A 20,217-nucleotide genomic window follows, 5' to 3' on the forward strand; every position below is an offset into this window, starting at 1 on the left:
CGTTTCTAAATGATATAGGATATAAGTAATCCGCTAATTTTAGAGAATTAATTGAGACCATGGAAATAGAGAAATTATACAAGCTTTATCAAAGCTCCACCGGAGTAAGTACTGATACCAGAAATATCAAAGAAGGCAATATATTTTTTGCGCTTAAAGGTCCTAACTTCAATGCCAATGCATTTGCAACAAAGGCTTTGGAAACAGGCGCCATGCTTGCCGTTGTGGACGAAGAGGAACACGCCATCACTGGAGATGACCGGTATTTTTTGGTAGAAGATGTGCTGTCTACTCTGCAAAAATTAGCCAATTACAGAAGAAAGCAGCTTTCTATCCCTATAATTGGCCTGACTGGCAGCAATGGAAAAACTACATCCAAAGAATTGCTGCACGCCATTTTGAAACAAAAATATAAGACCTCCGCCACAGTGGGTAATCTCAACAACCACATCGGAGTTCCTTTGACACTGCTGGCTATTCCTGATGATACCGACATGGCCATTATCGAAATGGGAGCCAACAAGCAAGGTGACATCAAAGAACTCTGTGACATTGCTGAGCCTACCCATGGTTTTATCACCAATATCGGGAAGGCACACCTGGAAGGAATGGGAGGTCCTGAAGGTGTATTGAAGACCAAGACAGAACTTTTCCAGCATCTCAGGGAAAACAAAGGAACTGTATTCATCAATTCCCAAGACCCCATACTTTCCAATATGGCCAAGCGTTTTGAAAATCCTGTCCTTTATCCTGCCAAAGGCGACTTCTGTGAGGTGATTTTTAAGGGGGCTAACCCCTTTGTAGAATTTAAAGTGGAAGGAGCTGAAGAAGTACACAGATCACAACTAATAGGAGCTTATAATTTTGGAAACATTGCCAATGCCCTCTGCATAGGCAAATATTTTGATGTGGCTATGGACAAAGCAGTAAGTGCAGTAAAGTCCTACAATCCTTCCAATATGCGCTCTCAATTGGTAGAAAAACGCAGTAACCTGATCATTTTGGATGCTTACAATGCCAACCCATCCAGTATGGAAGTAGCCATTGATACTTTTGGAAAAATGACAGGCAAAAAACACAAAATGGTTATTTTGGGAGACATGTATGAATTGGGAGAGAGCACCGTCGAGGAACATAAAAAGCTTGGTGAAATAGTATCTCAATACAACTTTGATAAGATATGCTTTACCGGAAAATATGTGCAGGCCGCTTTGGAATCGGCTCCCATGAGAGCATTGTATTTTCCTGATCCATTTTCCTTCCGCAATTGGCTTCAGGACTCTCGATTTGAGGACCACCTGATCCTGATCAAAGGAAGTAGAGGAATGAAGTTGGAGGGTTTGGTGGATTTTATTTAAGGATAATATTCAAATAAAAACCTGACAAGGTCGCTTTATAATTAAAATAAAGCGATTCTAGTCAGGTTTTTTAATCTGGGGTTTTACCCAATTTATTATAAAGTTCCCCTGTTTTTCTTTTTCAAAAGCCAACCAAGTCTAAACTCAAATTCTATGGGCCAAATAGCTGAATTCCCAATATCATCAAAAATATAGGCAGGACCGATATTGAAGTAATATTGAATTACCCCCTCATTTCTTTGCAGGCCCCAATGGGGACCGATTTTAAAAGTATGAGGTGAATACCTTACAAAACTGGCAGTGATTTCAGGCCCTACATATTGGGCTCTCAGGGTCAGGTAATTTCCATTGTTGTTTTCAATAGATTTCCCCTTTGCCTTCCTTTTTTCAAAATTATAATACCTCCTGGCCTGTATATCATAAAAAGGCGCTAATTGAAGGAGCAATCCTGTGGAAATAGAAGGTTCTGTCAATGGTGGATGGCTCCCGGAATAAGTAATGCCTGCCTTTTGGGCTAGAGTAATCTTAGGACTTAGGCTTTTTTCAAATTCTAGACTTGGAGTAATGAGGTTAAGCTTCCATAAATCAACTGTTTGTGCCTCAGATTCAAAAGTTATAGCGGAAAGCACTATAAATAAAATTATGATGGCGGTATATTTCATTTTGTTGTTTTATAATAAAAATTTCAGCAAAAATATGAGATTAGTTTATAATATATCATTAATCGAAAAATAAATTAGTTCAAAGTTGATGATATGGATCTATAAAAAGAAATGACAAGTATATTCAAGTTTGTAATTATTTTGCTCCAAAATGAACAAATAAGATACAAGTTCAATTATTAGAGGTATGAGCAAAAATTACCTTTCATTTTTATCCCACCTGGCAGAAAACAACCACAAAGACTGGATGGATGCCAACAGAGACTGGTACCAGGAAGTTAGGGCTGAGTTTATTGATGATGTAGCTGAGCTTTTGGCAGGTATCAGCACTTGGGAACCAGCACTCAGCGCCTTCAAGCCCAAGGATTGTGTGTTTCGCCAAAACAGGGATGTCCGATTTTCGGCTAATAAAGATCCCTACAAGACTAATTTGGCAGCTTATTTTTCAGTTGGGGGTAAAAAATCAAACGGCCCTGGGTATTACCTGCATATTCAGCCCGGAGGGAGTTTTATCGCTGGAGGTATCTGGATGCCACCCGCTGATGTCCTGAAAAATATCCGTCAGGAAATCGATTATTCGGGTGAGGAATTATTGAATATCCTGAATGAAAAAACTTTTAAGCAACACTTTTCAAGTCTAGAAGGTGAACAACTCAAAACGAGTCCCAGAGATTATGATTCCGCACATCCATATATCGATTTGCTGAGATATAAGAGTTTTATCGTCTCTACTCCGTTGGAAGACAAAGACATTTCTTCAGGTAACTTTAAGACCAAAACTATTGACGCCTTTAGGGTGATGAAACCTTTCCACGACTTCCTTCACAAAGCCTCTGATGAAGCTGAAAGTGGAGAAGGATTGTTGTAATATCTCTATTAAAGCAAAACCTCTTCAATTATCACCGCAACACCATCTTCTTTATTGCTCAAGGTGAGACGGTCTGCAATAGCTTTGACTTCTTCTCTGGCATTACCTACAGCTACACCCATGCCCACGGCTTCAAGCATTTCTATGTCATTATAATTATCTCCAAAAGCCATCACCGATTCCATTCCAAAGCCATACTTTTTTTCTAACAAAAGAGCTAATGCCGAAGCTTTGGAAATAGATTTAGGTGCAATTTCAATGTAGGTATCCTTTGACCTGTAGAGATGCAAGTCCGTCCCCATTTGTTGCTCAGCATTACGAAAGAAAAATTCAATTTCCTCGGGAGGACCCATACACATGACTTTGTGCGCTCCTTTTTCCCCAGATTTCCACATAGAAAGGACTAGATCTGAAGGCTGAATTGTAGGCTTTACTCTGGTGTTTTTTGCCTCACGCTCTGCCCAAGAATCATACAAGGGTTCAAACCAGTCTTCTCCTTGATATAAGCTCACATGAACTTGAGTCCCTTTTGCTATTTTCACCAAGGCCTCACAATAGTCCAAGGGAATAGAAACATCATCAAGGATTTGCTTTTGCTCATCGTGAATAACGAAACCGCCATTGTAGCAAATCAAAGGTTCCCCTATACGCCCCATATCATGTTGCAGATGTCTCATGGCATCTGGCATCCTGGAAGAGGCAAGAATGATTGGGAAATCCTTTGGTAATTTGGCAATTGCTTGAAGTAATCTTTGAGACAATACCCTGTCCCCATTGAGTAATGTACCGTCTATATCAGTACAAATGGCTTTAATCTGCATTAACTTTTCTAAATTTTAAAGAGTAAAATTTTCAAAAACACCGGTAATTGCTCCAAAACCTACCATCATCAAAACTAGAATTACTAAGCCAAAACCAATCAAATACCATATCAATTTTGCTTTTGCCCAGTTGGCCTTACTCGGGTTACCTTCCTTGTCAAAAGCCCATACAATCAACATGATGAATCCCACAACAGGTATATTGGTAATCAAAATGGTGATTAACCAGTCTCCTGTATTCACTGGTGGATGCTTGAAACTTTGGTCAAAATTCATAGCGTTGGGTTTTTAGTGTTTAACAAATCTTGAACATTAAAACTGTATTCATTCATGGCAAAGTTGTCCGGGTTGATAGGATCTGACTGAATGAATACGATCTGGATTTCTTTATATTTTTTTATTTTGCTGTATTCTTGAGCATACAGTTCGGCACAGCGAAGCGCTATATTTTCCTGATTGTATTGTAAGGCAGGGTTTTTTCCATTGTAAAATCGTAGTTGCACAAAACTATGGTTCTCTCCATCCACATTACTCCTGTTCATATTGACCTCAACCCGTTCAAATTCCCCAAATTCAAGGATTTCTTCAGAGGGAAAATACCCTTCACCTACCATTTTACTAAATCCCCACATAGCTCCTTTGATAAGATTCTCCGGTTCACAGGAACATGAACTGATCACAAACAAGATTACCAGTAAGGGTAGGGAATTTTTCATTATTTGGCGGCTACAGCTTCAACTTCTATGAGCAATTCAGGATTTGCCAAGGCATAAACGGCAATAGTTGACCTTGCTACTTTGTTTGGGTTTTCATCATTGTTGAAATACTCACCATAAGCTTTGAACCAAGCATCCCAGTCTATTTTACCATCCTTGTCTGGGGCTAGATAAACCCTCAGAAAAAAAACATCTTCAATAGCAAATCCTCCCTCATCCAAAGTTTCCTTGATTCTCTCCAAAATACCAATACTTTGTTCGTAAGTATCGCCAAATCTACCGTAGGTGCCAACTTCAGCATCAGGATCTTTAACAGGTGCCACCAATCCTGATGTATAAAAAATCTCTTTCCCTTTAGGGATATACACACCTTTCAAAATACTAGCATCTGCTCTGTCATACCTTAGGATTTCTTTTTCTTCCTCTTCAATTGACGCATCGTTGTTTTGCGCGCAGGAAGTGATTAAGGAGAAAATTAAAAGGAAGCTTATTGGTAAATATTTCATAAGTATTGGTTTTTGGATTTGAAAAGGGCTTGCAAATACTTACAAGCCCCTCTTTCTATTTCAATCTAATGTCATTATTAATTGTGCACGATTAAGTAGCCTGCATTTCTTTCACTTTACTTTCCACCCTGAGAATGAAATCACTTAAGACGTTCATATAATTGATAAACGCATCGTAAGGTGTATCATAATGGCTAAAGTATGAATGGACGGCACCATCTGAGAAGAATTTGGTACACATATAATAGAAATGATCGGAAGTTTGCAGGTAGGACCAGTCTCTTTGGATTTCAGGATCATCTATTTTTTTAACCTTGTCCTCCAACTCATATAGTTTGGCAAATGCTTCATTCTGCAGGTCATTCCCCAGCCAAGCCGTCAAATCTCTTTCTTCGTCTGCCCATGAAATCGGCACAGGGACGTTTATTTTGGCTATTGGTTTACCACCTTTCACCACTTCATAAGGCGTACTGAATGTAAAATCAGTTTGCGAAAAGACCATATTTGGCAAAGCTTTCATAAATTCAAATATGCCGGTCTCTACCCACTGATGCTCACCAAAAGTTTCATAATCCATAAACAGGTTTACAGTCTCCTGTTCTTTAGGTACGGCATTCAGCCATTTACCAAACTTCTCAGTAGTCAGTGGATAATCTGACCAAGATTTGTTGCTAAATCTAAAGGCTATGTCATCACTCAACTGAAAATTTTTCAAAAGAATTTTCAAGTTCGGGTTGATGTTGTTTTCGTATACGAAATTAGGGCTTTTCCAACCTAGGATATGTTTGGCCCCTTCAGTAAGCATGCCTTCAAAGCCCATATCAGCGACCATTTCACCGATTTTGTCTGAATAGATCAGTTCTGTATTTCGAAAAACCTTCGGTTCATAGCCATTGAAAAGCCTTTTGATTTTTTCTTTGTGGGCATTGACCATCCTATTGAACTCAGTTTTGCTTGCCAGTGCACTGAGAGAGTGAGCATCAGTTTCGTTCAATAATTCCACATGACCCGTGGCAACAAGCTTTTGAAAACTTTCCAAGACGTCAGGCGCATAGGATTCAAACTGATCCAAACATACTCCCGAAATGGAAAAGCTCACCTTAAACTTGCCATTGTAATGGTTAATCATATCCAAGAGCAATGCATTCATTGGCAGGTAGCATTTTTGTGCCACCTTTCTGATGATACTCTTATTGCTATAATCATCCCAATAATAATGATCATCCCCAATATCAAAAAAACGATAAGGTTTGATTCTTAGTGGCTGATGTACCTGAAAATAAAAACAAATGGTTCTCATGGCTTTTGATTATGTAGTTTTTCGTATACGGTTACTAGTTTGGCAGCTACATGCTCCCATTTCAAATTTTTCAATTCCTCACTTCCCAACTCTTTAAACATCTTAGCAATACTAGGATAATGAAGCAATCCAAAAATAGCGTCTGCCATGGCGTCGACATCCCAAAAATCTATCTTAATGGCATTTCTCAAGACCTCTGCTACACCAGATTGCTTTGAAATGATTACCGGAGTGTTGTGTCTTACTGCTTCGAGTGGTGCGATACCAAATGGTTCGGATACGGAAGGCATGACGTACACATCCGAGATGGCATACATATCATCCACATCTTTCCCCTTGAGGAATCCAGTGAAGTGAAACTTGGTCCCCATCCCCAATTCTGCGACACGTTCTACCATTTTGTTCAACAGGTCTCCATTTCCTGCCATCACGAACCTTACATTCGGGTCTCTTTGGATAACTTTTTTGGCAGCTTCAACGAAATATTCCGGACCTTTCTGATAAGTGATTCTACCTAAAAAAGTGACAATTTTTTCTGGAACATGCTTTTGGATCTCTGATTTGATAATACTTGCATCCAAGACTGCATTGTGGAGTACACTAACTTTATCAGGATTGACACCATACTTTTCTACCACCACTTTTTTGGTCAAATGGCTTACTGCAAGAATATGATCTGCAGCTCTCAAACCTGCTTTTTCAATTTCATATACAGGTCCAGAAGCACCGCCCTGTCCTGCCCTGTCAAACTGGGTAGCATGGATATGTGCAATAAAAGGCTTACCGCTTATTTCTTTGGCAGCTATAGCGGCAGGATATGCCAGCCAATCATGTGCATGAATCAGGTCATGGTCTTTGACTTTTGCTATCTGTGTGGCCACCAAGGCATAGCGGGCAACCTCTTCCATGAGGTTTTTGCCATACTTTCCTGAAAATTCAAATTTATTGGAAAAAACGGTCTCTTCTATGTCTGACCTATGATGTAGGGTATAATCTGTATATTTTTCAAATTCTTCCTGGCCCAAGTAAGGAACCAAGTAGCTATTGATTTCAAGGTATGTAAGGTTAGCCCATGTGTCTTGGAATTTCTTTTCCCTGTAATCAACCTCCACATCACTGGCATTGACAAAATCAGCCAAAGGCTCTTCATCACCGTAAAGTTTCGGCACTACAAAAATCACTTCCTGATTGTGCACGTTAAGTCCTTTGATCAGTCCATAACAGGCTGTACCCAAACCTCCAGAAATATGTGGGGGAAATTCCCAGCCAAACATTAAAACCTTCATAAAAATTAATTTAAACTTTATTAATTAAATGCATCATTCTTAGCAATTCACCGATGCTCCATGCTTGAGATATCGCTCCTTTAGGACGATGAGGAGCATCTCCATCATAGATTTCGGCCACGGTACCTACACCGTATTGTGTCATTACTCCATCAAATTCCTTAATGATTTTGTTGACAAAATGCTTCCCTGACTTGCCATGCAGCTTAAGATACCCCTCCACAAAATGTCCTAAAAGCCATACCCACACAGTGCCATTATGGTAAGCGATGTCCCTGAAGTATTGATTTCCTTGATAGTAACCCTTGTATCCAGGGTCATCTGGGGCAAGGGACCTTAGACCTCTACTTGTCAATAATTTGGATTTGACCTTTTCTAATATAGATTCCATTTGGTATTCTTCCAAAGGTGAATAAGGCAATGAGGTCGCAAAAATCATATTTGGTCGAATAGCCCAGTCCTTGTAGAATCCATCCACATAATCTGCCAAATACCCTTTTTCTTCATCCCAGAAAAATTCTACAAAGGAGGTTTTGACTTTTTGAGTAAGGGCTTTTATTTCTTCATCGTCTGTCAATTCTGCATAAAAACAGAGCGCATTGTACCATAAGGCATTAATTTCAACAGGGCAGCCTATTCTTGGTGTGACTGGACCATCGGAATTCACTGCATCCATCCAAGTCAAAGCTATACCTTCTTCACCACCGTAGAGCAAACCACTATCTAACATATGGATGTTATAATCGGTACCTTTCATATAGCCCTCGATGATACCTTTCATTTTGCCGAGGTATTTTTTCTTAATGGTATTGGTATCCGAGGTAAAGGCAATGTATTGCTGAAGGGACCAAAAAAACCAAAGTGGCGCGTCCATAGATGCCAAGTTTCTCATTACACCACTTCCTACATTTGGAAAAAGTGGGCCATGTAAATCGGCGACCATAGTGTCCATGATCTCCAAAAAGGTCTCTTTATTGCCTTGAGGTAATGTCAATCCTGGTGTTGCCACAAAAGTATCTCTTCCCCACCACCCAAACCACGGGTAGCCTGCAATCACATGGGTCTTCCCATCTCTCTTTTGGATAAACTGACCCGCCGAATTTTTTAAGCAATTCTCAAAATTATTCCTTGGGATTCTTCTGGCTATTTCTTTTTCAAATGCCTTTTGCCTGGTACTAGGATCGGCCTCTACTAAACCTGCAGAGAATATGACGGATTCACCTTTTTCTATATCAAATTCGAAAAATCCAGGAACAAAAAGGTCTTCTTGATATTCATAACCTCTCTCACGCTCCATGATATATTCAATATTGTGATACCAATCAGGCGTGGCGGTAAACTTATTTTTCTTAGAAAGCTGCAAATAGAGTGGGTTATATTCTTGGTAAAGCTGAAACTTCCCCCCATTTGGAATTTTTTCAAATTCTCTGTTCACCCTGTCATTGGCTTTGGACAAGTTATGATACCCCCGAAAAGCCAAAAAGGGACTTATGCGTATTTTTGTTGGTGAATGGGCTTCCAAAAGGGTGTATCTTATCATCAAACGATCCCTGTTGGTGTCCAATATCAACTCTTTTTGTAGCAATACACCTCCTACTCTGTAAGTCAGTTTGGGTATAGGCTCGGAGTCAAAATCTTCCAAGTATTTATGCCCTCGTGGTGAGTAGTTGCCTGGATATTTGGTAATCCCAAGATTAAAACTCGCCCCCCTCTGAATCACTGTTTCGTGAACAGTGCTGAGCATGACATGCAACTGCTCATCAATCTGTGGCTGAGGCGCTACCAAAAGCCCATGGTACTTCCTGGTATTACAACCAATAATAGTAGTACTGGTATAACAGCCGCCACGGTTGGTACGAATAATTTCTCTATCCAAAGAGTAATTGAGATTGATTAATTGGGTTTTGTCAAAATGGATATAACTCATAGAGGTTAAAAGTTATTTAGATTTGCATAAAAATACCCTTTTGAGCCCGAAAGAAAAATATTAGTAGATAAAAATAAAGGTTATATTTCTATAACCTTTGGTTTTTTCACTTAATGAGAAGTGATTCTCTCTTTTTGAATTTCCTCGAAGTTCTTGATAGACTCTTCGAACTTGCTCAAATATAAATGAACCGATTTTAAATCTATTCTTTTGATTTGAGGAAACCTCGGCGAAGGTTTAAATAATGTAAACATACCTCTTAGTTTTTATTTGAATTAGACAAAATTTATGCCATTTGGGTTCATCAAAAACAATATAAAATAAGAAACCCCTCTTTTGGGAGGGGTTTTGGGTGAAAGACCGGGTTCGAACCGGCGACCTCTGGATCCACAAACCAGCGCTCTAACCAGCTGAGCTACAATCACCATTTTAAATTCCCACTCACATCGTTATCTGAATGGAGTGCAAATGTAATATTACGCTTTTTACTTCGCAACATTATCTACTGTATTTTTCTAGAAAATTTTAATCGTGCTCCTTTTTTCTCCTCATTGAATGTACCATTTTCATAAGCTAAATGTCCAGAAACGATCGTGTGCGTTACTTTTGACTTAAATTCATGCCCTTCAAAAGGAGACCATGCACATTTAGCCAAAATATTATCTTTATCTACTGTCCATGGATCATTCAGGTCCACTATGGCCAAGTCTGCATGATAGCCTGGTCTGATATAGCCTCTTTTCTCTATTTCAAACAAAATAGAAGGATTATGGCACATTTTCTCAGCAATCTGATCTAACCTGATCTTACCTTGATGGTAGAGGTCCAACATCGCTACCAGACTGTGCTGAATCAGTGGACCGCCCGAAGGTGCTGAAGTGTAAGGATTATTTTTTTCTCCCAGTGTATGGGGGGCATGGTCGGTGGCTATCACATCTATGTTTCCATTGAGGACTCCTTCCAAAATCTCATCTCTATCCTGAGCTGTCTTGACAGCAGGATTCCATTTGATCAATGTGCCCTTTTCTTCATAATCTTCCTCCGAAAACCAAAGGTGATGTATGCAGGCCTCTGCTGTTATCCTTTTTTCCTCCAAAGGAAGCCTATCATCAAACAACTTGACCTCTTTTCCTGTGCTGATATGGAGAACATGAAGCTTGGTACCATATTTTCTCGCCATATCCACTACTTTTTTGGAAGCGTCGTAACAGGCCTCCTCAGATCTAATGAGTGGGTGGTATTTCATCGGAATATCATCACCATACTTTTCCTTGTATTTGGCAAGATTCTCTTTGATGATATTATCATTTTCGCTGTGTGTAGCTATCAAAAGCTTACATTCACGGAATATTCTCTCCAGACTCTCTTGATTGTCAACCAACATATTGCCAGTCGAAGAACCTTGAAACACCTTTATCCCGCAGACATTCTCTGGATCAACTTTTAGAATTTCTTCCAGGTTGTCATTGGTAGCCCCAAAAAAGAAGGAATAGTTGGCCAGTGATTTTTCAGAAGCTATTTTATATTTCTCTTCCAATAGCTCTATGGTAACAGACTGCGGATCCGTATTTGGCATTTCCATATATGAGGTGACACCTCCAGCAACCGCTGCCTTACTTTCTGTATAAATGTCGGCCTTGTGCGTGAGACCTGGCTCACGAAAATGCACCTGATCATCGATGACACCAGGAAAAATATGCTTTCCACTCGCATCGATGGTCATATCAGCTTCAAATTCGCTGAGGTCTTTGCCCACATTGAAGATGATTCCCTCTTTGATCAAAATATCAGAACGGGTTATCTTACCTTCATTTACTATATTTGCACCTGTAATTAATATACTCTTCATAAAATTGTTTTTTTGAACGGTCTAAGTAATTCAAAATAGTCTGCAAATCAGGCTGTTCTATACAAACAATCCTTTTGCACCCATCTAGGTTTCATTGATTTCCTTTTTTGGGTTTCTCAAAAATAACAAAACATGTCCGAAGCTATCCAAACTTTCGAGAATTTTAAATTGAACAAACAACTTTTGGAAGCTGTGGCTGATGCCGGGTATACAAAACCAACGCCTATTCAGGAGAAAGCCATCCCATTGGCATTGGCAGGGCATGATCTTTTGGGGATAGCGCAAACAGGTACAGGAAAAACAGCTGCGTATGTATTGCCGATCTTGATGAAAATAAAGTACGCTCAAGGGATGCATCCTCGGGCGCTGATCATGGCTCCGACAAGGGAATTGGTCATGCAGATTGAAGAGGCTGTGATTTCCTTTGGAAAGTTTACTGACTTGAGATTCGTGAGTTTGTACGGTGGTCTTGGGCCTAAGACGCAAATCGAAAAAATCCAGCAAGGTGTAGATATCATTATTTCTACCCCAGGTCGCTTTTTAGACCTATACAAAAAAGGCGAAGTCTTCACCAAAGAAATCAAAACGATGGTATTAGATGAGGCAGATAAAATGCTGGACATGGGCTTCATGCCACAGATAAGGTCGATTTTAGAAGTAATCCCCACCAAAAGACAGAACCTCCTTTTTTCGGCAACCTTTGGTGCCAAAGTGGATAAGTTCTCTCAGGAGTTTTTGGAATTTCCAGAACGGATAGAAATCGATCCACAGGCAACTACAGCTGAGACCATTCATCAAATCAAGTATTCTGTCCCAAATATCAAGACCAAAATCAATCTCCTGGAACACCTTCTTGAAGAGGAAACCCTAAATAGGATCATTGTTTTCACCAAGTCAAGGAAAAATGCCGAATCCGTATACAGCTATCTCGAAAGGAAAAAGCTGGGCGAGATACGAGTCATACATGCCAACAAAGGCCAAAATACCCGGATCAATTCCATGGAAGATTTTAAGTCAGGTGAGGTTAGGATTCTAGTCGCTACAGATGTGGCGGCAAGAGGATTGGACATCAGTATGGTCAGCCATGTGATCAATTTCGACGTTCCGCTTATATATGAAGATTATGTTCACAGAATTGGAAGGACAGGAAGGGCCGAAAAAGATGGCATTGCCATTTCTTTCATCAACCCAGCTGAAATCTACCACTTTGACAGAATAGAAGAAATCATCAGAATGCAGGTTCCTGAGGTTCAGATACCCGCAGAAGTTATCATTGCAAAAACTCCCTTCGAAGAAAGTCAAGCCTATGCCAGGGAGATAGATAATCAAAAACGCAAAGAGAATCCGGATTTCAAAGGTGGATTTCATGAAAAGAAGGCAAGGCCAAAGCCAAACCCGCTTGTCAAAGAGAAAAAAAGAGGGAATAAAAACTCCAAGGCCAAAAGGAATAGGAACCAAATGAAAACTCAGGGCAAGTGGAAGAAAAAGGGGGATTGATTTGGGGATGAATGAAACTGAGAAACAAAGAATATTACGAAGAATTCGCCATAGACATACTCCAGATTTCTAAAATTCAAGTGGAAAAGTGGCGATCCATGTGGTATTTTAAAAGAATATGATGTCTTGAAATAAATCGGTGCCGTAAATTGAAATGCTTATCAAGCAGATACTTTTTAGGTGCAAAAAAAATGATCGGTATTCTAAAAAAAGTCCTACAAAACGATTTGCAGGACTTTTTTATTTTTCCAAGTATTAGCACTTCTTATATTGTCAATCTCTTGGAGGATTGATCATGATATGCGCCCTATGCGTGCCAGGATCCATTATCCATGGCATTGCTGGTCCAGAAGGACGGAGTGGAAGCCCTGTACTTTCAGCGGTAGCCCAAGGTAAATAGACAACATACCTCAAATAGGAATTGTTGACCTCTCCTTTTTCTCTATCATAATCTTCATCATCAGCGGTCAACACAAATAGTGTGGCTCCATCTTTAATCTTGAGTTTACCGGACTTTACTTCCTCTTCTCTGATATCAAAAATTTCCTTGGCATTTTTTCCTTCTTTTCGTAACTGTCGCCCTCTTTCCATAAATTCATCCAAACCCTTGTAATAACAAGAAGCATTAAAACCTGGACTATTTGGATCATCCGCCAGACAAATAAGGTCATTGCTGCCTTTTCTCAAAACCAGAAATTCTCCTTTGTCATCGTATCCGTAAACCATAGCGCCATCTTTTAATTCATCAGGTGCGGCCAAAAGAGCGGTTTTGATTTGGATTTCTTTGGATGGGATTTGTTGCGCTGCTGTTGAATACGCAACACAAAAAAGACAGATTAAGATAAAATAATTTTTCATAGCTCTTATAGTTTTGGGTTGTGATGAAGTTAACATTTTTATCCCAAATCAAAAAAAGACCTGTCAGGCAAATTTCCCAACAGGTCTTTTTCTTTAATCTCGTCTCTCGGCTCTATTATCTCTTTCTTACTACCTCATTTATCTTTTTCTAGACCTTTGAGGTTTTGAAAACCATAAAGGTCACACTCTCTTGTATCTTATATCTAATCTCTCGCTTCTCCCCTCGATCCCTGAGCGAAGTCAAAGGGCATCCTTCCTCCCTCATCCTTCATCCTTTCTCTACCTCTCCCCTCTCGTATTTGAACCATCTACAGGAGTCCTTTCTTCTCTATTGGCCAAGTCCCAAGCAGTATGGAAAATAAGCTTGGTTCTTTTGGTCATCAAAGGAAACTCGATTTTCTCAACAGTATCTGTATGCTGATGGTAATCATCATGTACGCCATTGAAGAAGAAAATTACAGGGATATTGTGTTTCGCGAAATTATAATGATCTGACCTGTAGTAAAATCTATTTGGATCATCTTCGGCGTCATACCTATAGTCCAAAATCAAATTGGTATAGGTGATGTTGTTATACTCATTAATAATTTTGAGATGAGAAGAAAGCATTTCAGAACCGATTACATAAATATAATCTTGATCTTCTGCATCCTGATACTCATAATCAATCCTTCCCACCATGTCAATATTCAGGTTATTCACCGTGTTCTCTAATGGGAAAATAGGATGGTCAGAATAATACTCAGAACCTAGCAATCCTTTTTCCTCACCGGTAACGTTCAAGAAAAGAATACTTCTTCGGGGCTGATGTCCTTCCTCTGCAGCTTTGGCAAAAGCTTGGGCGATTTCCATCACTGCCACTGTACCCGAACCATCGTCATCTGCACCATTGTTGACACGTCCTTGACTGTCTATACCTGTATGGTCATAATGAGAAGAAATAACCAAAACCTCTTCTTTTTTATCGGTTCCTTCCAAGAAGGCCATTACATTTTCGGTTGGGACTACCTTGGTGTTTTTCTTCACTTGATAGTTCACTTTTTGAGACTTGATAGATTCCGGATTGTTTTTCGCAGCTTCTTTCAAAATCTCAACAGGCGTATCAAATAACTTGGACATCATGTCAGAGCTTACCAAGAAAATAGGTTCTTGCTTTGTTTCCTGCTCAAAACCCAGTCTTCCCCTTCCACTCAATGATTTGTACCAATTGGCCATCCTGTCAAAGTTAGCTTGACCTTCCATAGTCACAATGACTATTCCGGCAGCACCAGCTTCCATCACTTCAGGCACAACCGTCTGAGCTCTCGCTCCGATAGCCCAAAGGCCTACTAGCTTCCCTTTCACATCCACTTTGGCAAGATTTTCTTCATTGGCCAATCCCAAAAAGACCAAGTCGGTTTTTGCCGACCTTGACATATCTGCGTCTCCAATGAAAATGAAATCTTCATTATTGGCCAACTTTTGTTTTCCTACATTCAAACTTACCTGAGGGTAAGAAACAGAGGAAAGGTTGAATTTTTGAAAATAGCTTCCATCAACAGGACCTGTCAGTCCGAGTCCCTCGTAGAAATTAGCCAAGTACTCGGCTGCCATCTTCTGGCCTTTTTCACCTGTATCTCTCCCCTCCATTTCATCAGAGGCCAAAAAAGTCAGGTATTCTTCCAAATCTTCAGCCGTAATGGTTGAAGCATATTTGACAGCGGCAGCATCCTGCGCATTGACTTGCCATGCAAATGCCAAGACCATTAATCCCGCTATCCAAGATCTCTTTCTCATAAATTATATTTTTGGTTTTATTAACAGAATTCAAACTTAAAAAATTATTCCAAATCAATTTGAACCGTTTATAAATTTGAATGTTACAGTGGTATATTTCTACAGGTTATAAAATTATTATCATTCAATAATTTATACATTTGCACATCCAAAAATCAATGAGGATATAACCCAAATAAATCCCCATAGCAATTTCAATCATGAAGATTAATCTTTCCCCTACTACAAAATTTGAAAACAGGCATAACGGACCTTCTGAAGAAGAAATCAGCCTGATGTTGGACAAAATTGGAGCTGAATCTCTTGAAGTTCTGATTGACCAGACCATCCCAAAGTCTATTCAATTGGAAAAAAATCTGGACCTCCCAGAAGCGAAAAGTGAAGCTGTCTTTTTGAAAGACTTTAAGAAATTAGCCTCAAAAAATAAAATTTTCAAATCCTTTATCGGACTGGGGTATTATGACACCATAGTACCTGGAGTAATTTTGAGAAATATTCTTGAAAATCCGGGATGGTACACTGCTTACACTCCTTACCAAGCCGAAATCGCCCAAGGCAGATTGGAAGCTTTGATCAATTTCCAGACAACTGTGATGGAATTGACTGGGATGGAAATGGCTAATGCCTCATTGCTGGATGAAGCTACAGCTGCAGCGGAAGCCATGACAATGCTTCATGCATCCAAGCCTAGGGATAAAAAAAATGCAAACACTTACTTTGTTGACGAAAAAGTATTCCCTCAAACAATCGATTTATTGAAAACCCGGTCTATTCCGGTGGGGATTGATTTGGTAATTGGACCTTTATCTGATTTGGATTTGACCAATCAGGATATATTTGGCGTCATGCTACAATACCCAAACCTAGACGGTGAGGTGATAGACCACTCACAGTTGGTAGCTACAGCCAAAGACAATAATGTTTTGACATGCTTTGCTTCTGATTTATTGGCATTGACATTATTGACTTCGCCAGGAGAAATGGGAGCGGATGTTGTAGTAGGAACTTCCCAAAGATTTGGCGTTCCTATGGGTTATGGTGGTCCTCATGCTGCATTTTTCGCCACTAGAGAATCCTTCAAAAGACAAGTTCCAGGTAGGATCATAGGCGTCTCTGTTGACAGGGAAGGCAATAAAGCCTACAGAATGGCTCTTCAGACCAGGGAACAACATATTAAAAGAGAAAAAGCAACTTCCAATATCTGTACTGCACAAGTATTGCTTTCCGTAATGGCAGGCATGTACGCAGTATATCACGGACCAAAGGGTTTGAAGGAAATCGCTGCAAGAACCCACGGACTTGCACAGCTGACAGCGAAAGCGCTTGCTGCGTTAGGCTTCCAACAGGAAAACGAGGTTTATTTTGACACCATCAAAATCAAAGCCGATGATGTACAGCAGTCCAAAATCAATGCTTTTGCACTGTCAGCAGAAATGAACTTCAGATTTGAAGGTAAATATATATACCTTTCATTTGATGAGGTGAAGACACTCGAAGATGTGAAAGCGGTAGTAGAGGTATTTGAAAAATCTACCAACAAAAAAGCCCAAGTAGATTGGAATGCTTTGGTAGAAAGCCTGGAGGTGAACCTACCCGAAGGTCTTGACAGGACATCAGATTACCTTACGCATCCTGTCTTCAACCAATTCCACTCTGAGCATGAAATGCTTCGCTACATCAAAAGATTGGAAAATAAAGACCTTTCTTTGGTACACTCGATGATTTCGTTGGGATCATGTACAATGAAGCTCAATGCGACTACTGAAATGATACCTGTGACATGGCCTGAATTCGGTCAGTTACACCCATACGCTCCTCAAGATCAGGCAGCGGGATATTATGAAATGTTCCAAGACTTAAGAAATTGGCTAACAGAAATCACTGGTTTTGCAGACACCTCCTTGCAACCAAACTCCGGGGCTCAGGGCGAATACGCTGGGTTGATGGTCATCAGGGCTTATCACTTGAGCAGAGGAGATGCGCATAGAAATATTGCATTGATCCCTACATCTGCACACGGCACCAATCCTGCTTCTGCGGTGATGGCCGGTATGAAGGTGGTATTGGTGAAATGTGACGAAAGAGGCAATATCGATGTAGAAGACCTTCGAACAAAAGCCGAGCAACACAAGGAAGACCTTGCTTCATTGATGGTAACGTATCCATCTACTCATGGTGTATTTGAGGAAGCTATCCAGGAAATCTGTCAAATTATCCATGACAATGGAGGCCAAGTCTATATGGATGGCGCCAATATGAATGCTCAGGTTGGATTAACCAGCCCGGGAAGAATCGGAGCCGATGTTTGTCACCTGAACCTGCACAAAACTTTCTGTATCCCTCACGGTGGAGGAGGTCCTGGCATGGGTCCAATATGCGTTGCTAGCCATTTGGCACCTTTCTTACCTGGTAATCCTTTGGTAAAAACAGGCGGAACCGAAGCTATTTCTGCTATTTCTGCCGCACCATTTGGCAGTGCAAGTATCCTTCCGATTTCTTATGCATACATTGCAATGATGGGCGGAGATGGACTTACCAATGCTACCAAAATCGCCATTCTTAATGCCAACTATATTAAATCAAGATTGGAAGAGCACTATCCTATTCTGTATACAGGTTCGAACGGAAGGGCTGCACATGAAATGATTTTGGATTGCAGGGCATTTAAAGAAGTGGGAATTGAAGTGGAAGACATAGCCAAAAGATTGATGGATTATGGATTCCATGCACCTACGGTTTCTTTCCCTGTGGCTGGCACGCTGATGATAGAGCCAACTGAATCGGAAACAGTAGCTGAACTTGACAGATTCTGTGAAGCTATGATTGCCATCAGAAGCGAAATTCAGGAAATCCAGGATGGAAATGCAAATCAAGATAATAACGTGCTCAAAAATGCACCGCATACAGCGGCTTTGGCACTTGCTGACAATTGGGATTTACCTTATAGCAGAGAGAAGGCAGTCTATCCATTGTCATTTGTGAAAACCAATAAATTCTGGCCAACTGTACGCAGAATCGATTCCGCTTTTGGCGATAGAAACTTGATGTGCAGCTGTATCCCTGTCGAGGAATTTGCAGAGGTAGAAGAATAAGTAGAAAAAAGCGAGTGATTTACCTTTGGGGTTTTTATGATCCCGAAGGTTTCTCGAATTCTAAGAAAAAATCGCAAGAAAGCCTTCTGGGTATCCAGAGGGCTTTTTTAATGTTTCATTCCACAAAGGGATATTTGAGAAATCAATTCCGCTACTTTTGATATCCAATAAATCACTTCCTTTTATTGTAAAAAGCAATTCATAATTGGATTTTACAACTCCTTATTTACCCCTACAAGTAATTTGAGGATTGTTATCGGAGGATTTTTCAGTTGGTTTTTTTATGTATCCATTTAAAAATTATATGATTATGCGCTTTCATACCAGTAGAATCTAAATAATAGAATTTACCTGTGATTTCGAACCAATATCAATAATATCCAATATTTATTAGTATCCGTTTGCCAATAAACCCTCGCTTAATTGATTATTGGCATGATTGCGGATAATCATAAAAATTATTTTTTTTAATTAAAACTCATCCTTTCTTCTCTCTTTTTCCATTCAGGTAATTCTCAATCGATTTTTTGGAGGTGTACCATACACGACCCTCTTTGTAGGCTTCTATTTTTCCTTGGCGTGCCAACAAACTAATGTATTCCTGCCCAAAAGGCACTTCAGGTTCCTTGACAATATTGGAAATGGCATCAAAATCCCCTGTGGTATCTTCCAGACTGTTTAAATAAATGGTAAGCGATCTATCAACAGCTTGCGTAATAAGAAACAGCAACTTATCCAAATTGCCTTTATTGGCTAGATTCAACGCTTGATAATAGCGTTTTCTGTCCACACCTAATATCACCGCAGGAGGAAACCCTTCTTTCATCAAAAGTAAATTCATTAGCAACCGAACCGTGCGGCCATTGCCATCAAAAAAAGGATGAACCCAAACAAACCGATGATGAAACAAGGTAACTTTTTTGAGAATATCCATAGGACAAGTATTCTCCCAGGCTATCAGCTCGGCAATCAAATCGGGGACTTTTATGGCATTGGGCGGTATGAAATTAGCGCCTCCAATTCGCGCACCTGAGGTACGGAATCTGCCCGCAAAATCCTTTTGAATTTTATTCAAAACCAATTCGTGAATGCCCAAAACATCTCTTTCGGTGAGTTTATAATCTGAAGCAACTAAAGAATCAACATAGTTAATGGCCTCTTGGTGGTTTACGATTTCTAAGTGCTCGTTCAAAGATTTCCCACCCACGGTAATACCATCTTCAAGGACCATTCGGGTTTCTTGCAGTGTGAGTGTATTTCCTTCAATATGATTGGAATTGTATGTCCATTCTACATTCAAATTTTCTCTAATATTGGTTAAAACCGCATAGGGAATTGGACGGAACACGTCCAACCGTTTCTTTTTCTTATGCACAGACTGCACCAGCTGCAAGCTATTCTCGCTCAATTGCCCTATGTTAAATTCATTTCTCACAACAAGAAGTTACAATTTTTCAATTAAATATCGGGTAGCTCAATTATCCGATATTTTTTGCTGTAATAAATTATAAAAAGATAACGAGAGTTCTTTCTTATTTTCTCCACCCGGCATCATTAGTTACAAAAGGTTTTAAATTTTATTATTCTTCTTCAATGGTAATAAGCTCTGTGCTTGCTACCACAATAAAAGACCCTCCAGTTTCTGTAAGTTTTCTGGGACAAAATTCCTGTAGGTCTGAAAGTGTTTGGTTAAAGAAGTAG

General features: G+C 39.8%; 16 protein-coding genes and 1 tRNA gene. 4 read left to right on the forward strand and 13 right to left on the reverse strand.

The window, feature by feature from the left end; all coding sequences use genetic code 11:
* The first annotated feature begins 59 nt into the window (after positions 1-59).
* Positions 60-1,358: a UDP-N-acetylmuramoyl-tripeptide--D-alanyl-D-alanine ligase gene (locus CLW00_RS15445; protein WP_106134597.1), complete on the forward strand. Its 1,299-nt coding sequence runs from the start codon at positions 60-62 to the stop codon at positions 1,356-1,358.
* Between the two features lie 95 nt (positions 1,359-1,453).
* On the opposite strand, the gene CLW00_RS15450 is transcribed toward CLW00_RS15445, so the two are convergent.
* Positions 1,454-2,020 (reverse strand): hypothetical protein, encoded by a 567-nt coding sequence (locus CLW00_RS15450; RefSeq protein ID WP_106134598.1) that lies wholly within the window; start codon positions 2,018-2,020, stop codon positions 1,454-1,456.
* A gap of 187 nt (positions 2,021-2,207) precedes the next feature.
* On the opposite strand from CLW00_RS15450, the gene CLW00_RS15455 reads away from it, so the two are divergent.
* Complete coding sequence (locus CLW00_RS15455) at positions 2,208-2,888, forward strand: DUF2461 domain-containing protein (RefSeq protein ID WP_106134599.1); 681 nt, start codon at positions 2,208-2,210, stop codon at positions 2,886-2,888.
* Between the two features lie 8 nt (positions 2,889-2,896).
* On the opposite strand, the gene CLW00_RS15460 is transcribed toward CLW00_RS15455, so the two are convergent.
* From CLW00_RS15460 to CLW00_RS15500, 9 genes are all read right to left on the reverse strand, one after another.
* Entirely contained in the window at positions 2,897-3,709 is an 813-nt protein-coding gene (locus tag CLW00_RS15460; RefSeq protein ID WP_106134600.1) for a Cof-type HAD-IIB family hydrolase, read from the reverse strand.
* A 15-nt stretch (positions 3,710-3,724) separates the two neighbouring features.
* Positions 3,725-3,985 (reverse strand): hypothetical protein, encoded by a 261-nt coding sequence (locus CLW00_RS15465; RefSeq protein WP_106134601.1) that lies wholly within the window; start codon positions 3,983-3,985, stop codon positions 3,725-3,727.
* Entirely contained in the window at positions 3,982-4,425 is a 444-nt protein-coding gene (locus tag CLW00_RS15470) for a hypothetical protein (protein ID WP_106134602.1), read from the reverse strand. The genes CLW00_RS15465 and CLW00_RS15470 overlap by 4 nt, the downstream gene beginning before the upstream one ends.
* Entirely contained in the window at positions 4,425-4,931 is a 507-nt protein-coding gene (locus CLW00_RS15475; RefSeq protein ID WP_106134603.1) for a RidA family protein, read from the reverse strand. The genes CLW00_RS15470 and CLW00_RS15475 overlap by 1 nt, the downstream gene beginning before the upstream one ends.
* Positions 4,932-5,022: 91 nt before the next feature.
* Positions 5,023-6,231 carry a glycoside hydrolase family 57 protein gene (locus CLW00_RS15480; RefSeq protein ID WP_106134604.1) on the reverse strand — a complete coding sequence of 403 codons (1,209 nt, stop codon included), beginning with the start codon at positions 6,229-6,231 and terminating at the stop codon, positions 5,023-5,025.
* Complete coding sequence (locus CLW00_RS15485) at positions 6,228-7,517, reverse strand: glycosyltransferase family 4 protein (RefSeq protein WP_106134605.1); 1,290 nt, start codon at positions 7,515-7,517, stop codon at positions 6,228-6,230. Before CLW00_RS15485 ends, CLW00_RS15480 begins: the two co-directional genes overlap by 4 nt.
* 10 nt (positions 7,518-7,527) lie before the next feature.
* Entirely contained in the window at positions 7,528-9,444 is a 1,917-nt protein-coding gene (locus CLW00_RS15490) for an amylo-alpha-1,6-glucosidase (RefSeq protein WP_106134606.1), read from the reverse strand.
* 350 nt (positions 9,445-9,794) lie between these two features.
* Positions 9,795-9,870: transfer RNA gene (locus tag CLW00_RS15495), tRNA-His, on the reverse strand.
* Between the two features lie 76 nt (positions 9,871-9,946).
* The gene (locus CLW00_RS15500; RefSeq protein WP_106134607.1) at positions 9,947-11,293 is read right to left on the reverse strand and encodes a dihydroorotase; all 1,347 of its coding nucleotides are present in this window, start codon (positions 11,291-11,293) and stop codon (positions 9,947-9,949) included.
* A gap of 132 nt (positions 11,294-11,425) precedes the next feature.
* On the opposite strand from CLW00_RS15500, the gene CLW00_RS15505 reads away from it, so the two are divergent.
* Positions 11,426-12,790, forward strand: coding sequence for a DEAD/DEAH box helicase (locus CLW00_RS15505; protein WP_106134608.1), 1,365 nt, complete (start codon positions 11,426-11,428; stop codon positions 12,788-12,790).
* A gap of 273 nt (positions 12,791-13,063) precedes the next feature.
* On the opposite strand, the gene CLW00_RS15510 is transcribed toward CLW00_RS15505, so the two are convergent.
* Positions 13,064-13,648, reverse strand: coding sequence for a hypothetical protein (locus CLW00_RS15510; RefSeq protein WP_106134688.1), 585 nt, complete (start codon positions 13,646-13,648; stop codon positions 13,064-13,066).
* 279 nt (positions 13,649-13,927) lie between these two features.
* Positions 13,928-15,424 (reverse strand): M28 family peptidase, encoded by a 1,497-nt coding sequence (locus tag CLW00_RS15515; protein WP_106134609.1) that lies wholly within the window; start codon positions 15,422-15,424, stop codon positions 13,928-13,930.
* 200 nt (positions 15,425-15,624) lie between these two features.
* Between CLW00_RS15515 and gcvP the strand changes: the two genes are divergently transcribed.
* Complete coding sequence (gene gcvP / locus CLW00_RS15520) at positions 15,625-18,516, forward strand: aminomethyl-transferring glycine dehydrogenase (RefSeq protein WP_106134610.1); 2,892 nt, start codon at positions 15,625-15,627, stop codon at positions 18,514-18,516.
* A 478-nt stretch (positions 18,517-18,994) separates the two neighbouring features.
* On the opposite strand, the gene CLW00_RS15525 is transcribed toward gcvP, so the two are convergent.
* Positions 18,995-19,951 carry a Fic family protein gene (locus CLW00_RS15525; RefSeq protein WP_106134611.1) on the reverse strand — a complete coding sequence of 319 codons (957 nt, stop codon included), beginning with the start codon at positions 19,949-19,951 and terminating at the stop codon, positions 18,995-18,997.
* Positions 19,952-20,217: the final 266 nt, after the last annotated feature.

Source organism: Mongoliibacter ruber, from assembly GCF_003003005.1.
Taxonomy (GTDB): Bacteria; Bacteroidota; Bacteroidia; order Cytophagales; family Cyclobacteriaceae; genus Mongoliibacter; species Mongoliibacter ruber.

Excerpts from the sequence above, each read along its gene's own strand:
- gcvP (WP_106134610.1), top strand. The coding sequence starts at position 15,625 with ATGAAGATTAATCTTTCCCCTACTACAAAATTTGAAAACAGGCATAAC.
- CLW00_RS15485 (WP_106134605.1), bottom strand. The coding sequence starts at position 7,517 with ATGAAGGTTTTAATGTTTGGCTGGGAATTTCCCCCACATATTTCTGGA.
- CLW00_RS15450 (WP_106134598.1), bottom strand. The coding sequence starts at position 2,020 with ATGAAATATACCGCCATCATAATTTTATTTATAGTGCTTTCCGCTATA.
- CLW00_RS15515 (WP_106134609.1), bottom strand. The coding sequence starts at position 15,424 with ATGAGAAAGAGATCTTGGATAGCGGGATTAATGGTCTTGGCATTTGCA.
- CLW00_RS15480 (WP_106134604.1), bottom strand. The coding sequence starts at position 6,231 with ATGAGAACCATTTGTTTTTATTTTCAGGTACATCAGCCACTAAGAATC.
- CLW00_RS15475 (WP_106134603.1), bottom strand. The coding sequence starts at position 4,931 with ATGAAATATTTACCAATAAGCTTCCTTTTAATTTTCTCCTTAATCACT.
- CLW00_RS15460 (WP_106134600.1), bottom strand. The coding sequence starts at position 3,709 with ATGCAGATTAAAGCCATTTGTACTGATATAGACGGTACATTACTCAAT.
- CLW00_RS15470 (WP_106134602.1), bottom strand. The coding sequence starts at position 4,425 with ATGAAAAATTCCCTACCCTTACTGGTAATCTTGTTTGTGATCAGTTCA.
- CLW00_RS15500 (WP_106134607.1), bottom strand. The coding sequence starts at position 11,293 with ATGAAGAGTATATTAATTACAGGTGCAAATATAGTAAATGAAGGTAAG.
- CLW00_RS15455 (WP_106134599.1), top strand. The coding sequence starts at position 2,208 with ATGAGCAAAAATTACCTTTCATTTTTATCCCACCTGGCAGAAAACAAC.
- CLW00_RS15445 (WP_106134597.1), top strand. The coding sequence starts at position 60 with ATGGAAATAGAGAAATTATACAAGCTTTATCAAAGCTCCACCGGAGTA.
- CLW00_RS15490 (WP_106134606.1), bottom strand. The coding sequence starts at position 9,444 with ATGAGTTATATCCATTTTGACAAAACCCAATTAATCAATCTCAATTAC.
- CLW00_RS15510 (WP_106134688.1), bottom strand. The coding sequence starts at position 13,648 with ATGAAAAATTATTTTATCTTAATCTGTCTTTTTTGTGTTGCGTATTCA.
- CLW00_RS15465 (WP_106134601.1), bottom strand. The coding sequence starts at position 3,985 with ATGAATTTTGACCAAAGTTTCAAGCATCCACCAGTGAATACAGGAGAC.
- CLW00_RS15505 (WP_106134608.1), top strand. The coding sequence starts at position 11,426 with ATGTCCGAAGCTATCCAAACTTTCGAGAATTTTAAATTGAACAAACAA.